A 14024-nucleotide genomic window follows, 5' to 3' on the forward strand; every position below is an offset into this window, starting at 1 on the left:
TTATCAGGCGTCGGCCTGAAAGTCGCCCCAAAGCAGCTGTGCAACGCTCAATGCGACCACCGGCGCGGTCTCGGTGCGCAGCACGCGCGGCCCGAGGCTAGCCGGCTGAAACCCGGTGCTGCGGGCCTGTTCGACTTCCGAGTCACTCAAGCCGCCTTCCGGGCCGATCAGAAACGCCAACGTGGCGGGTCGCTGGTGGGTTGACAGCGATTCGGCTACCGGGTGGAGGACCAACTTCAGCTCCGCGTCCACCGGCAACCAATCCTGCAGCGGCACTGGCGGATGGATGGTCGGAATGACCGAGCGGCCACTCTGCTCGCAAGCACTGATGGCGATCTGGCGCCAGTGGGCCAGGCGCTTGTCGGCTCGTTCGTCCTTCAGGCGTACTTCGCAGCGCTCGCTGACGATGGGCGTGATCTCCGTGGCGCCAAGCTCAGTCGCCTTCTGAATCGCCCAGTCCATTCGCTCACCGCGCGACAGCCCCTGGCCGAGGTGAATCTTCAGGCCCGGCTCGGGCAGACCGGGCAGTTGCTCGCTCAGTTCGACCGTCACCTGCTTCTTGCCTACCTCGGCCAGCTCGCCCCGGTATTCCTGACCACTGCCGTCGAACAGCTGCACCACTGCGCCGCCCGTAAGCCTCAGGACTCGGCTGATGTAATGGGCTGAGGCTTCCGGTAGCGCATGAGCGCCGAGTGAGAGTGGTGCATCGACGAAGAATCGGGATATGCGCATCGGGACAACTACGGTCGAGAAATGAGGCGGCAGTCTATAACGTTGGCCACAGCCCCTGAAGCCCCGCAGTCCGGACCTGCGCTAACCGGGATCACGAAAATCGCTGGGCGCTCCTGGCGTCACTGCGACGCTGACGGATGCGCGCGTTGCGATATCGATGCCTTCGGTGGCGACCTCGGCGAGGAAGTCGATCTGCTCTTCGGTGATGGTATAGGGCGGCAGGAAATACACCACGCTGCCCAATGGGCGTAACAGGGCGCCACGTTGCAGGGCGTGCTGGTAGACCTTGAGCCCGCGGCGCTCCTGCCACGGATAAGGGGTCTTGCTGGCCTTGTCTTGCACCATCTCGATCGCAACGGCCATGCCTGTCTGGCGCACCTCGGCCACCTGCGGATGGTCGCTGAGGAGCGCGGTGGCTTTCGTCATTCGCGCGGCCAGCACCTTGTTGGCTTCGATGACGTTGTCCTGCTCGAATATGTCCAGGGTCGCCAACGCCGCAGCGCAGGCCAACGGATTGCCGGTATAGGTGTGCGAATGCAGGAAGGCGCGCAAGGTCGAGTAGTCGTCATAGAACGCTTGATACAAGTTGTCGGTCGTCAACACGGCGGCCATCGGCAGGTAACCACCGGTGAGCGCCTTGGACAGGCAGAGGAAGTCCGGCGTGATACCCGCCTGTTCGCAGGCGAACATGGTTCCGGTACGGCCGAAGCCGACGGCGATCTCGTCGTGGATCAGGTGTACATCGTAGCGATCACAAGCCTCGCGCAGCAGCTTGAGGTAGACCGGGTGATACATGCGCATGCCGCCGGCGCCTTGTATCAGCGGCTCAACGATCACTGCGGCGACCTCATCATGATGCTCGGCCAGAGTCTGCTCCATATGGGCGAACATATTGCGCGAATGAGCTTCCCAGCTCATGCCGTCGGGGCGCAGGTAGCAATCCGGGCTAGGGACCTTGAATGTGTCCAGCAGCAGTGGCTTGTAGGTATCGGTAAACAGTGCGACGTCGCCCACTGACATGGCCGCCACGGTTTCGCCATGATAGCTGTTGGTCAGGGTGACGAAACGCTGTTTGTTCGGTTGCCCGATGTTGCGCCAGTAATGGAAGCTCATCTTCAGCGCAACCTCGATGCCGGTCGAACCGTTATCGGTGTAAAACACCCGATCGAGGCCGGCAGGTGTGATCTGTACCAGTCGCTCGGAAAGCTCGACTACCGGCTGATGACTGAAACCGGCGAGCATTACGTGTTCCAGCTGATCGAGCTGATCCTTGATGCGCTGATTGATTCGTGGGTTGGCATGACCAAACACATTGACCCACCATGAACTGACCGCATCCAGATAACGCTTGCCGTCGAAGTCCTCGAGCCAGACGCCCTCGCCGCGTCGTATCGGGATCAGCGGAAGCTGCTCGTGGTCCTTCATCTGGGTACACGGATGCCAGAGTACCGAGAGGTCGCGCTGCATCCAGCTGTCGTTCAGGCTCATGGTCGCTCCTTTGCGTGAATGGAAACCGGCGCAGCCTAGCAGAACTCGTCGGCAGCGCTTTACCGCTGGCGGACATATCTGCCTGGTCGATAGATTGAAACAAAAAAATGCGATCCAATTCGATCTGTTAGTCGTTAGGCTTGTTGGACTTAATTTCGGACCTTTTCCATGCGTTGGCGAAACTCTTCGAACAACTACGGCCTGATCAGCATTTTGATGCACTGGCTAGTGGCAATTGCCGTGGTCGGGCTGTTCGCGTTGGGTTACTGGATGGTAGGCCTGACCTACTACAGCAGCTGGTACCGCACCGCACCGGATGTTCACAAGAGCATCGGCTTGCTGCTGTTGGGGTTGATGATGCTGCGAATCATCTGGAGGTTTGTCAGTCAGGGTCCGGCGCCGCTGGCAAGCCATGGCCGGGCGACGCGTTTGGCTACCAAGGCCGGGCACGGGCTTCTTTATCTGGGCCTGTTCGCCGTGATGATTTCCGGCTACTTGATTTCCACTGCAGATGGCCGCGCGATCAGCGTCTTTGGTTGGTTCGAAGTGCCTGCCTTGGTGACTTCGATACCGAACCAAGAGGACATCGCCGGCCTGGTCCATGAATACCTCGCGTGGGCCTTGGTGATTCTTTCCGGCGTGCATGCTCTGGCGGCGCTGAAACACCATTTCATCGATCACGATTCGACGCTCAAACGAATGCTCGGCCGCGCTTGAAGTATTAATTATCCCAAGGAGACCACAGATGTTAAAAAAAACCTTTGCTGCACTCGCCCTAGGCTCGATGCTGTTCGCAGGACAAGCCGCCGCCGCCGACTATGCGATCGATAAGAAAGGCCAGCACGCCTTCGTCAATTTCAAGATCAGCCACCTCGGTTATAGCTGGCTGTGGGGTACGTTCAAGGACTTCGACGGCAGCTTCAGTTTTGATGCGGCCCAGCCTGAAGCCAGTGAAGTCAACGTGACGTTGCAAACCGCCAGTGTCGATTCCAACCATGCCGAGCGCGACAAGCATCTGCGCAGCGACGATTTCCTCAACGTCTCAGAGCATCCAACTGCCACCTTCAAATCCACTTCGGTGAAGTCGACGGGTGAAGGTACCGCTGATATCACCGGTGATCTGACTCTCAATGGTGTGACCAAGCCGGTGGTGATCGCGGCCAAGTTCATTGGTGAAGGTAAGGATCCCTGGGGCGGTTATCGCGCCGGTTTCGAAGGCGCCACGACGCTGAATCTGAAAGATTTCGATATCAAGATGGACCTGGGGCCAGCATCGCAAACCGTCGATCTGATCATCTCGGTTGAAGGCGTCCGCCAGTAAGGCATTACGCGAACAAGGAACGCCGGCGCAAGCCGGCGTTTTGTTTTCCGCCTCCGAGCGGCAGGACAGGCGCGGATTGAAGCACGGTATGTCCGCTGTAATACGCAGGGCAGAGCCCAGTTTGAGCCCTTGGCTATTTACAAACAGTCGTGCATGTAAGAACATTCGCTGCATTCTGCCATCCGTATCTGGCCAGGGGCGTGCGCTCCCTTGGTTTGCCCGTTCAACGAGGTTCTATTCATGCCCATCAAGTCAGCCGGTGCTGCTCTGATCTCCCTTTTCGCGGTGGTAACCCTGCTCAGCGGCTGTGAGAAAAAAGAGCCCGCGGCACCTGCCGCTCAGGAAATGCCCCAGGTCGGAGTGGTGACGCTCGAGGCTGAGCCTTTCGCCCTGACTACCGAGCTTCCCGGACGGGCGCAACCCTATCGCATCGCCGAAGTGCGTCCCCAGGTGGACGGCATCATTCAGAAGCGGCTGTTTACCGAAGGTAGCGATGTCAAAGCGGGGCAGCAGCTCTATCAAATTGACGACTCGGTCTATCAGGCTGCATACAAGAGCGCCCAGGCCAGCCTGGCATCCACCAAATCGTTGGCCGATCGTTATGCGCTACTGGTCGAAGAGCAGGCGGTCAGCAAGCAGGCTTACGAAGAAGCTCGGGCAGCCAGCCTGCAAGCCGAAGCCAACCTCGAGCAGGCGCGTATCAACGTGCGCTACACCAAGGTCCTGGCGCCTATATCCGGACGTATAGGTCGCTCGGCGATTACCGAAGGAGCGCTGGTCAATAACGGCCAGGTGCAAGAGCTGGCGGTCATCCAGCAGCTCGACCCGATCTATGTCGATGTGACTCAGCCGGCCCGGGAACTGCTCAATCTGCGCCGTGACTTGGCCGAAGGGCGGCTGGAAAAAGCCGGCGAGAACGCAGCCAAGGTGACGCTGACCCTGGAAGACGGCAGTGAATACCCTCACGAGGGCAAGCTTGAGTTCTCGGAAGTATCGGTAGATGCCAGCACCGGTTCGGTGGTGCTCCGCGCCGTGTTTCCCAACCCTGACAAAATGCTGCTCCCAGGCATGTTCGTCCATGCACAGCTGGTGGCCGGCGTGAGAAGTGCCGCGATCCTAGCACCGCAGCAGGGCATCACCCGTACGCCAAATGGCAATGCGACCGCCCTCGTCGTCAACGCCGGCAATCAGGTCGAGCTTCGCCAGGTGGTGGCCTCGCGGACCGTTGGAAACCGCTGGCTGATCAATGAAGGCCTGAACGCTGGGGATCGTCTGATCACCGAGGGCCTGCAATTCATTCGGCCTGGTGTTGAAGTCAAAGCCGTACCGGCTTCCAACGTTGCGTCTGCCCAGCCAAACGCCCAGTAAGGCTGAGCCAAGGATAACCATCCAATGTCTAGATTTTTCATCGATCGTCCCATTTTTGCTTGGGTCATCGCCTTGGTGATCATGCTTGCCGGGGGGCTTGCGATCCTTGGTTTGCCGGTCAACCAGTACCCGAGCATTGCGCCTCCAGCGGTGGGCATTCAGGTTAACTACCCGGGCGCGTCTGCGCAGACCGTGCAGGACACTGTGGTTCAGGTGATCGAACAGCAACTGAACGGCATCGACGGGTTGCGCTACATGTCGTCGGAAAGCAACTCGGACGGCAGCATGAGTATCACGGTGACCTTTGAGCAAGGCACTGACCCGGACATCGCGCAGGTGCAGGTGCAAAACAAGTTGCAGCTGGCTACTCCGCTGCTGCCGCAGGAAGTCCAGCAGCAAGGTATCCGCGTCACCAAGGCAGTGCGTAACTTCCTTATGGTGATCGGTGTGGTGTCCACTGACGGCAGCATGCGCCGAGGTGACCTCTCCGATTACATCGTATCGAACATCCAGGACCCGATTTCCCGTACGGCCGGGGTCGGCGATTTCCAGGTTTTCGGCTCGCAATATGCCATGCGGATCTGGCTCGATCCGGCGAAGCTGAACAATTTTGCCCTTACCCCAGTCGACGTCGGTGATGCGATTCGAGCGCAGAACGTGCAGGTTTCCGGCGGGCAGTTCGGTGGATTACCAGCCGTCCCAGGGCAGCAGCTCAGCGCGACCATCATCGGCAAAACCCGTCTGCAGACACCGGACCAGTTCCGCGACATCCTGCTCAAAGTCAACAATGACGGCTCCCAAGTACGCCTGGGCGACGTTGCACGGGTCGAGCTGGCGGAGCAGAGCTCGGCCATCAGCGCGCTGTATAACGGTAAGCCCGCATCGGCAATCGCCATCAAGTTGGCAACCGGGGCGAATGCGCTGAACACCGCCGAGGCCGTACGCGCGACGATCGCCGAGCTGGAGCCGTTCTTTCCTCCAGGCATGGAAGTGGTTTACCCGTATGACACTTCCCCAGTGGTCTCGGCATCGATTACTGGCGTCGTGCATACCCTGTTCGAAGCGATCGTCCTGGTTTTTCTGGTGATGTACCTGTTCCTGCAGAACTTTCGTGCCACGCTGATCCCGACGCTGGCCGTACCGGTTGTGCTGCTGGGCACGTTCGGCGTTCTTGCAGCGTTCGGATTCAGCGTCAATACGCTGACCATGTTCGCAATGGTGTTGGCGATCGGCCTGCTGGTGGACGATGCCATCGTGGTTGTGGAAAACGTCGAGCGGGTGATGGCCGAAGAAGGTTTGTCACCGCTCGAAGCAACACGCAAGTCGATGACTCAGATCCAGGGCGCGTTGGTGGGTATCGGTCTGGTGCTTTCCGCGGTGTTCGTACCGATGGCGTTCTTCGGTGGCTCGACCGGCGTGATCTACAGGCAGTTCGCGATCACCATTGCCTCGGCCATGACGCTTTCGGTGCTGGTGGCGCTGATCTTCACGCCAGCGCTCTGTGCCACGCTGCTCAAGCCTATTCCGAAGGGGCATCATCACGAGAAGCGTGGCTTCTTCGGCTGGTTCAACCGAACCTTCGATCGGGGCGTCGGCGGCTACGAGAAGGGTGTGCGTAGCGTTCTCAAGCGCAAGATTCCCTACCTGTTGTTATACGCAGGCATTGTTGCCGCCATGGCTGTTCTATTTACCAAGCTGCCAACCTCCTTTCTGCCCGACGAAGACCAGGGCGTGCTCTTCGCCCAGGTCCAGACGCCGGCGGGGTCAACCGCCGAGCGTACTCAGCAAACCGTCGATGCGATGCGTGAGTATCTGTTGAAAGAGGAGTCCGACGTGGTCCAGTCGGTCTTCACGGTGACTGGTTTCAACTTCGCCGGACGCGGGCAGAACTCTGCAATGGCCTTCATCGGCCTGAAGCCCTGGAGCGAGCGCACGGCAGAGGGCCAGGACGTAGCGTCTCTGGCGCAGCGTGCTCAGCGGCACTTTGGTACGTTTCGCGATGCCATGGTCTTTGCCTTTGCGCCGCCTGCCGTCATGGAGCTCGGCAACGCAACCGGTTTCAACTTCTACCTGCAGGACCGCGCCGGTGTCGGCCACGACGTGCTGATGAATGCGCGCAACCAGTTCCTCGGGCTTGCTGCGCAGCATCCGGCGCTGACGGCGGTGCGACCGAACGGCCTCAATGACGAGCCGCAGTATCAGCTGCAGATCGACGATGAGAAGGCTCGGGTGCTTGGCGTGTCGCTCGCGGCAATCAACAACACGTTGTCGATTGGCTGGGGCTCGAGTTATGTGAACGACTTCATCGACCGCGGCCGCGTGAAGAAGGTTTACATGCAGGGCGAGGCGTCTGCGCGAATGAATCCAGAAGACTTTCAGAAATGGTACGTACGCAACGACGAGGGAGAAATGGTGCCGTTCAGCGCATTCGCCAGCGGTGAGTGGGTTTATGGGTCACCCAAGCTGTCGCGCTACAACGGTGTGTCGGCGATGGAAATCATGGGTCAGGCTGCGCCGGGATACAGCTCCGGTGAGGCGATGGCGGCGGTGGAGGAGCTGGCCCAACAGCTGCCGCCGGGCGTGGGTATCTCCTGGACCGGGCTGTCGTACGAAGAACGGCTCTCTGGTGACCAGGCGCCGGCGCTCTACGCGTTGTCCTTGCTGGTTGTTTTCCTCTGCCTTGCGGCGCTCTACGAGAGCTGGTCGATTCCATTCGCGGTCATGCTCGTGGTGCCGCTGGGGGTGATCGGTGCGCTGCTTGCCACCCTCGGCCGCGGTTTATCCAACGATGTGTTCTTCCAGGTTGGTCTGCTGACAACCATCGGCTTGACTGCGAAGAACGCGATCCTGATCGTCGAGTTCGCCAAGGACCTGCACGAGCAAGGCATGAGTCGCTTCGATGCGGCAGTCCAGGCCTGCCGGATGCGTTTGCGTCCTATCGTCATGACCTCGCTGGCCTTTACCCTTGGCGTGGTACCACTAGCGCTGGCGAGCGGTGCGGGTGCCGGCAGCTCGCATGCCATCGGTACCGGTGTAATCGGCGGAATGATCACTGCGACCCTGCTGGTGATCTTCTGGGTGCCGCTGTTCTATGTTCTGGTGTCCTCGATCGGTGATCGTAGAAAAACCGTCGAAGAACCTAAGGGAGATTCACAATGAACAAGTCGGTATTGGCCCTGGCACTGATGGCAGCGCTGAGCGGCTGTTCCCTGATTCCCGAATACCAGCGTCCGGACGCGCCGACAGCGGCCAGTTGGCCGAAAGGCGAAGCCTATGAGTACGCTTCCGGTGCAAGCCAGGGGCAGCAAATGGACTTGGGCTGGGAGGCGTTTTTCCGTGACCCCGCGCTGCGCCAGCTAATTGGCGTGGCGTTGGAAAACAACCGTGATCTGCGTGTCGCGGCGCTCAACGTTGACGCCTATCGGGCGCTGTATCGTATCCAGCGAGCCGACCTGCTGCCCGCCGTGAGTGCCGATGGCGCCGGTAGCCGCACCCGCACGCCAGGGGATCTCAATCAGACCGGGCAAAGCGCGATCAATAGCCAGTACAGTGCGACGCTCGGCGTATCCTGGGAGTTGGATCTCTTCGGTCGTCTCGACAGTTTGCGCGAGCAGGCGCTGCAGGAATACTTCGCCACCGAAGCGGCGCAGCGCAGCACCCAGATCAGCCTGATCGCCAGCGTCGCCAGCGCCTGGCTGACGTTGCAGGCTGACCAGGCGTTGCTGCAGGTCAGCCGCGACACGCTGAAGACATACGAGGAGAGCTTCGGCTTGACGCAGCACAGCTTCGACGTGGGCGTCGCTTCAGCGCTCGAGCTGAGCCAGGCGCGAAGTGCCGTGGACACTGCGCGGGTTCGCATCGAGCAGTACACGCGTCAGGTGGCCCAGGATCGCAACGCCCTGGCCCTGCTTCTCGGGCAGAACGTTCCTGGCAATCTGCCGGCGGCTGGCGAACTGGAGCGCGAGCAGTTGGCGGCGCTGCCCATTGGCCTGCCATCCGACCTGCTCCACAAGCGTCCGGATATCCTTCGGACCGAGCATCAGCTCAGGGCGGCGAATGCCAATATTGGCGCGGCACGAGCTGCATTCTTTCCACGTATTAGTCTGACGGGCGCAGCAGGCACGGCGAGCAGCGAGCTCTCCGGTCTGTTTGACGGCGGCTCCAGCTACTGGAACTTCTCGCCGAGCATCAGTGTGCCGATTTTCAATGCCGGCCAATTGCGCGCCAATCTCGACTACGCCGAAATTAGCCGCAACATTCAGGTCGCCCAGTACGAGCAGGCTATCCAGACAGCATTTCGCGAGGTAGCCGATGGTCTGGCTGCGCAGGCGACCTATACCCGCCAGGTGCAGGCGCAGCGCGATTTGCTGGAGACGAGCGAAGACTACTTCCGGTTGGCAGAACGGCGTTACCGAACCGGCGTGGACAGCTACCTGACCCTGCTCGATGCCCAACGCCAGCTGTTCGAGGTGAAGCAGCAGTACATCGGCGATCGTTTGGCGCAGATGATCAGCGAGGTCGATCTATTCAAGGCGCTGGGTGGCGGTTGGGACGCGCAAGCCGAGCCGATTCCCAGCGAAGGCTGACAGCCGTTATCGGCAGGTATCGCCGCTCGCTATACCTGCTGGAGCTGCACCAACAAAAACGCCGCCTTTGAGGGCGGCGTTTTCGTTGGGCTTTACGACTCAGCGATTGCGGGTGAGCAAGGCTGGTTTTTCGCTACGAGGCTTGCTTGGTAGCTGGTCCAGCTGCTCAACACTCGGTAATCGATCGAGCTTCGATTCCTTGTGGATGATCACCGGCTGCTTTTCCTTCGGTTTGGCGGCGACCTCCTGGCGGGCGCCGTCGTCGCGGTCGTTCCGACGGCCTTCGTTCTTGCGTCGAGGCTGGCTACCGCGGGGCTGGCCCTGCCGCTTGCCTTTGCCCTGACCCGCGCTGCCTGTCGAGGCGCCAGCGCCACGAGGATTTGCCGCAGCAGTGCGCGGCTGGCTGGTGCCTGGTTGAGCGGGAGCGCCCGGACGGCGGCCACGGTTCTGCTTTTGGTAAGGGCTGACGTAATCAACGCGGTTGCCGAAGTTGTCCAGCTCGTCATCCAGAAACACTTCGGGATCACGATCGTTGGGCAGGCGCGGCGGACGGCTGGCCGGTGCTGCGGCGGTGCCGGGCGCTGCTGAGCTCTGGCTGGTACCGGTACTGGTACTGGTGTTGGTGCTGCGTGGCTTGTTCCGGCCACGGCGATTGCGCTCACGCTCTTTCGGTTCACTGCTCGTTTCAGCGGTCTTGGTGGCGCGGGGCTTGCGTTCGCCGTTGCGAGGCGGGCGCGGCTGACGTGGCTCGCGCACTTCCGGCTTTTCCGCCTCGATGGTGCTGGCATCGAAGCCCATCAGATCCCCGTCCGGGATCTTCTGCTTGGTCATCCGCTCGATGCCTTTGAGCAGCTTTTCCTCGTCGGGTGCCACCAGCGAGATGGCCTCACCGCTGCGTCCGGCACGGCCGGTACGACCGATACGGTGTACGTAGTCTTCCTCGACATTCGGCAGCTCGAAGTTGACCACATGGGGCAACTGATCGATATCCAGGCCGCGCGCGGCGATATCGGTGGCGACCAGGATACGTACCTGGTTGGCCTTGAAGTCGGCCAACGCCTTGGTACGCGCGTTCTGGCTCTTGTTGCCATGAATCGCGACCGCCGGCAGGCCATGCTTGTCGAGGTACTCGGCGAGGCGATTGGCGCCATGCTTGGTGCGGGTGAACACCAGCACCTGTTCCCAGGCACCCTGGGTGATCAGGTGGGCCAGCAGGGCACGTTTGTGCGAGGCAGCCAGGCGGAATACGCGCTGCTCGATGCGTTCGACCGTGGTGTTCGGCGGCGTGACCTGGATCTTCTCCGGTTCGTGCAGCAGTTTGCCGGCAAGGTCGGTGATGTCCTTGGAGAAGGTTGCCGAGAACAGCAGGTTCTGGCGCTTGGTTGGCAGCTTGGCCAGCACCTTCTTGACGTCGTGAATGAAGCCCATGTCGAGCATGCGGTCGGCTTCATCAAGGACCAGAATTTCCACATGGGAAAGGTCGATGGCCTTCTGGTTAGCCAGGTCGAGCAGTCGACCCGGGCAGGCAACCAGTACGTCAACGCCTTTGGCCAGCGCCTGGACCTGCGGGTTCATGCCGACGCCGCCGAAGATCACCGCGCTTTTCAGTGGCAGATCGCGGGCGTAGAGCTTGAAGCTGTCGTGTACCTGGGCGGCGAGTTCGCGCGTTGGCGTCAGCACCAGCACGCGCGGTTGGCGCGGGCCGTGGCGATGCTCGCGGTCGGGATGGCCGCCCGGGAAGAGAATTTCCAGTACGGGGAGAGCAAAACCACCGGTTTTGCCGGTGCCCGTCTGTGCTGCGACCATCAGGTCGCGTCCTTGCAACACGGCGGGAATGGCCCGCTGTTGCACGGGTGTAGGCTGGGTATAACCGGCGGCCTCGACGGCACCGGCCAAAGCCTCGGAGAGACCGAGGGAAGCAAAGGACATGAGAAATCCTGTCTTGTGTAGGGCGCGGCCCTGGGATGGTCATGCCTGGTTTGAATCGCGACTGGCGTGCGATCCCGTCCGGTCCTGCCGCATTGAAAGATGCTGGCATCCGGGCGTAAACCTGGCGGAAGCGCGGAGTATAACAGAGCCTGTTAACGCCGCATTGGTAGGACAGTGTGGCAGTTCGCAGGTTCATTGGCCAGCTCCCTGTTTTCGCAGGGAGCTGGATCGATGGTTCAGCGGGCCAGCTTGAGGTTGTTCCAGATGGCCAAGCTGGGCTCGGCCTGGTTCAGCGTATAGAAGTGCAATCCCGGCGCACCACCGGTCAGCAGCTTTTCGCACATCTCGCTGATTACCTGTTCGCCGAAGGCCTGGATGCTTTCCATGTCATCACCATAGGACTCTAGCTGCTTGCGAACCCAGCGCGGAATCTCGGCACCACAGGCGTCAGAGAATCGCGCGAGCTTGCTGTAGTTGGTGATCGGCATGATGCCCGGGACGATCGGCGTCTGCACGCCTAGCTTGCGCACCCGCTCGACGAAGTAGAAGTAGCAGTCGGCGTTGAAGAAATACTGGGTGATGGCACTGTCCGCGCCGGCCTTGGCCTTACGCACGAAGTTGGCCAGGTCCGCCTCGAAGTTGCGCGCCTGCGGATGCATCTCCGGATAAGCCGCGATTTCGATGTGGAAATGATCGCCCGTTTCGGCGCGAATGAACTCGACCAATTCATTGGCGTAGCGCAGCTCGCCGCTGGCCATGCCCATGCCGGATGGTAAATCGCCGCGCAGCGCAACGATGCGCTTGATGCCGGCGTTCTTGTACAGGTTCAGCAGCTCGCGCAGTTCCTGTTTGCTATCGCCGACACAGGAGAGGTGCGGTGCGGTGGGCACCTTCACATCGCCGTCGAGTTGCAGCACAGTGTTCAGTGTGCGGTCGCGGGTCGAACCACCGGCGCCGTAGGTGCAGGAGAAAAAATCGGGTTTGTATTCGGCCAGCTTGCGTGCAGTGGCCAGCAGTTTTTCGTGCCCGGCTTCGGTCTTGGTAGGAAAGAACTCGAAGCTGATGGAGGGGCGGGGAGACGTCATTGTTGGAGATTCCTTTAGCGGCAAGCATCGAGACGAAAGCTGCAAGCCCGCACTGTGCGGCTTGCAGCTTATAGCTTTCAGCTCGAGGCTGCTCTTAGTAGCGATAGCTATCCGGCTTGAACGGACCTTCGACTTCCACGCCAATGTACTCGGCCTGGGTCGGCGTCAGACGGGTGATGACGCCACCGAAGCCTTTGACCATTTCGGCAGCGACTTCCTCGTCGAGCTTCTTCGGCAAGACCATCACGGTGACGTTCTTGGTCTTTTCGATCACCGGCAGATCGGCGAACTTTTCATTGAACAGGTGGATCTGTGCCAGCACCTGGTTGGCGAACGAGCCGTCCATGATCCGGCTCGGGTGGCCCGTGGCGTTGCCCAGGTTCACCAGACGACCTTCAGCCAGCAGAATCAGGTAGTCGCCGTTGTTTGCATCGAAGCTGCCCGGGCCGGTGCGGTGGATCTTGTGCACCTGCGGCTTGACCTCTTCCCACGCCCAGTTCTTGCGCATGAAGGCGGTGTCGATCTCGTTGTCGAAGTGACCGATATTGCACACCACGGCGCGCTTCTTCAGACCCTTGAGCATGCCGGCATCGCAGACGTTGGCGTTGCCGGTGGTGGTGACGATCAGGTCGATCTTGCCCAGCAGCGCGGTGTCGATGCAGCCATCGGTGCCGTCGTTGAGGCCGTCCTTGTATGGAGAGACCAGTTCGAAGCCGTCCATGCAGGCCTGCATGGCGCAGATGGGATCGACTTCGGAGATTTTGACGATCATGCCTTCCTGGCGCAGCGACTGCGCCGAGCCCTTGCCCACGTCGCCATAGCCAATCACCAGTGCCTGCTTGCCGGACAGCAGGTGGTCAGTGGCACGCTTGATTGCGTCGTTGAGGCTGTGGCGGCAACCGTACTTGTTGTCGTTCTTGCTCTTGGTGACCGAGTCGTTGACGTTGATCGCCGGGATCTTCAGGGTGCCTTTCTTCAGCATGTCCTGCAGGCGATGCACGCCGGTGGTGGTTTCTTCGGTGACGCCATGCACGCACTCGAGCACTTGCGGATATTTGTCATGCAGGATCTGAGTCAGGTCGCCACCATCGTCGAGGATCATATTGGCGTCCCACGGCTGGCCGTCCTTGAGGATGGTCTGCTCGATGCACCATTCGTATTCTTCTTCGGTCTCGCCTTTCCAGGCAAATACCGGGATACCGGCGGCGGCGATGGCTGCGGCCGCCTGATCCTGGGTGGAGAAGATGTTGCAGCTGGACCAACGTACTTCGGCGCCGAGGACGGTCAGCGTCTCGATCAGTACAGCGGTCTGGATGGTCATGTGGATGCAGCCGAGGATTTTCGCGCCTTTGAGCGGCTGCTCACCAGCGTACTTGTGGCGCAGACCCATCAGGGCGGGCATTTCGGATTCGGCGATGATGATTTCGCGACGGCCCCAAGCGGCCAGGGAAATGTCGGCGACCTTGAAATCGTTGAAACCGGCAGGCGTCATGACAGCGCTCATTGAAGAGTTCT

Annotated in this window: 10 protein-coding genes; 5 read left to right on the plus strand and 5 right to left on the minus strand. The window is 60.5% G+C overall.

What is annotated here, in order from left to right; all coding sequences use genetic code 11:
- Positions 1 to 3 precede the first annotated feature (3 nt).
- Positions 4 to 732, minus strand: a complete 729-nt coding sequence (locus tag H3028_RS14360) for a 16S rRNA (uracil(1498)-N(3))-methyltransferase (protein WP_181297752.1) — start codon at positions 730 to 732, stop codon at positions 4 to 6.
- Between the two features lie 81 nt (positions 733 to 813).
- Positions 814 to 2220, minus strand: a complete 1407-nt coding sequence (locus tag H3028_RS14365; protein WP_181297754.1) for an adenosylmethionine--8-amino-7-oxononanoate transaminase — start codon at positions 2218 to 2220, stop codon at positions 814 to 816.
- A gap of 168 nt (positions 2221 to 2388) precedes the next feature.
- Here H3028_RS14365 and H3028_RS14370 point away from each other — a divergent pair, with 168 nt between their 5' ends.
- The 5 genes from H3028_RS14370 (at position 2389) to adeC (ending at position 9495) form a co-directional block, all read left to right on the plus strand.
- Entirely contained in the window at positions 2389 to 2937 is a 549-nt protein-coding gene (locus H3028_RS14370) for a cytochrome b (protein WP_181297755.1), read from the plus strand.
- A gap of 28 nt (positions 2938 to 2965) precedes the next feature.
- A complete protein-coding gene (locus tag H3028_RS14375) occupies positions 2966 to 3541 on the plus strand; it encodes a YceI family protein (RefSeq protein ID WP_181297756.1) in 576 nt (191 codons plus the stop codon).
- Positions 3542 to 3781: 240 nt separating this feature from the next.
- Positions 3782 to 4909, plus strand: coding sequence for an efflux RND transporter periplasmic adaptor subunit (locus H3028_RS14380; protein ID WP_181297757.1), 1128 nt, complete (start codon positions 3782 to 3784; stop codon positions 4907 to 4909).
- 24 nt (positions 4910 to 4933) lie between these two features.
- The gene (locus H3028_RS14385) at positions 4934 to 8068 is read left to right on the plus strand and encodes an efflux RND transporter permease subunit (RefSeq protein ID WP_181297758.1); all 3135 of its coding nucleotides are present in this window, start codon (positions 4934 to 4936) and stop codon (positions 8066 to 8068) included.
- A complete protein-coding gene (adeC, locus tag H3028_RS14390; RefSeq protein WP_181297760.1) occupies positions 8065 to 9495 on the plus strand; it encodes an AdeC/AdeK/OprM family multidrug efflux complex outer membrane factor in 1431 nt (476 codons plus the stop codon). Before H3028_RS14385 ends, adeC begins: the two co-directional genes overlap by 4 nt.
- 99 nt (positions 9496 to 9594) lie before the next feature.
- Here adeC and H3028_RS14395 read toward each other — a convergent pair whose 3' ends face one another.
- The 3 genes from H3028_RS14395 to ahcY all read right to left on the minus strand — a co-directional run bounded on the left by H3028_RS14395 (position 9595) and on the right by ahcY (position 14013).
- Complete coding sequence (locus tag H3028_RS14395; protein ID WP_181297762.1) at positions 9595 to 11424, minus strand: DEAD/DEAH box helicase; 1830 nt, start codon at positions 11422 to 11424, stop codon at positions 9595 to 9597.
- A 236-nt stretch (positions 11425 to 11660) separates the two neighbouring features.
- Entirely contained in the window at positions 11661 to 12509 is an 849-nt protein-coding gene (gene metF, locus H3028_RS14400) for a methylenetetrahydrofolate reductase [NAD(P)H] (RefSeq protein ID WP_181297764.1), read from the minus strand.
- Between the two features lie 94 nt (positions 12510 to 12603).
- The gene (gene ahcY, locus H3028_RS14405; RefSeq protein WP_181297766.1) at positions 12604 to 14013 is read right to left on the minus strand and encodes an adenosylhomocysteinase; all 1410 of its coding nucleotides are present in this window, start codon (positions 14011 to 14013) and stop codon (positions 12604 to 12606) included.
- Between the last annotated feature and the right edge of the window lie 11 nt (positions 14014 to 14024).

The organism is Pseudomonas sp. Q2-TVG4-2 (genome assembly GCF_013620795.1).
Lineage (GTDB): Bacteria > Pseudomonadota > Gammaproteobacteria > Pseudomonadales > Pseudomonadaceae > Stutzerimonas.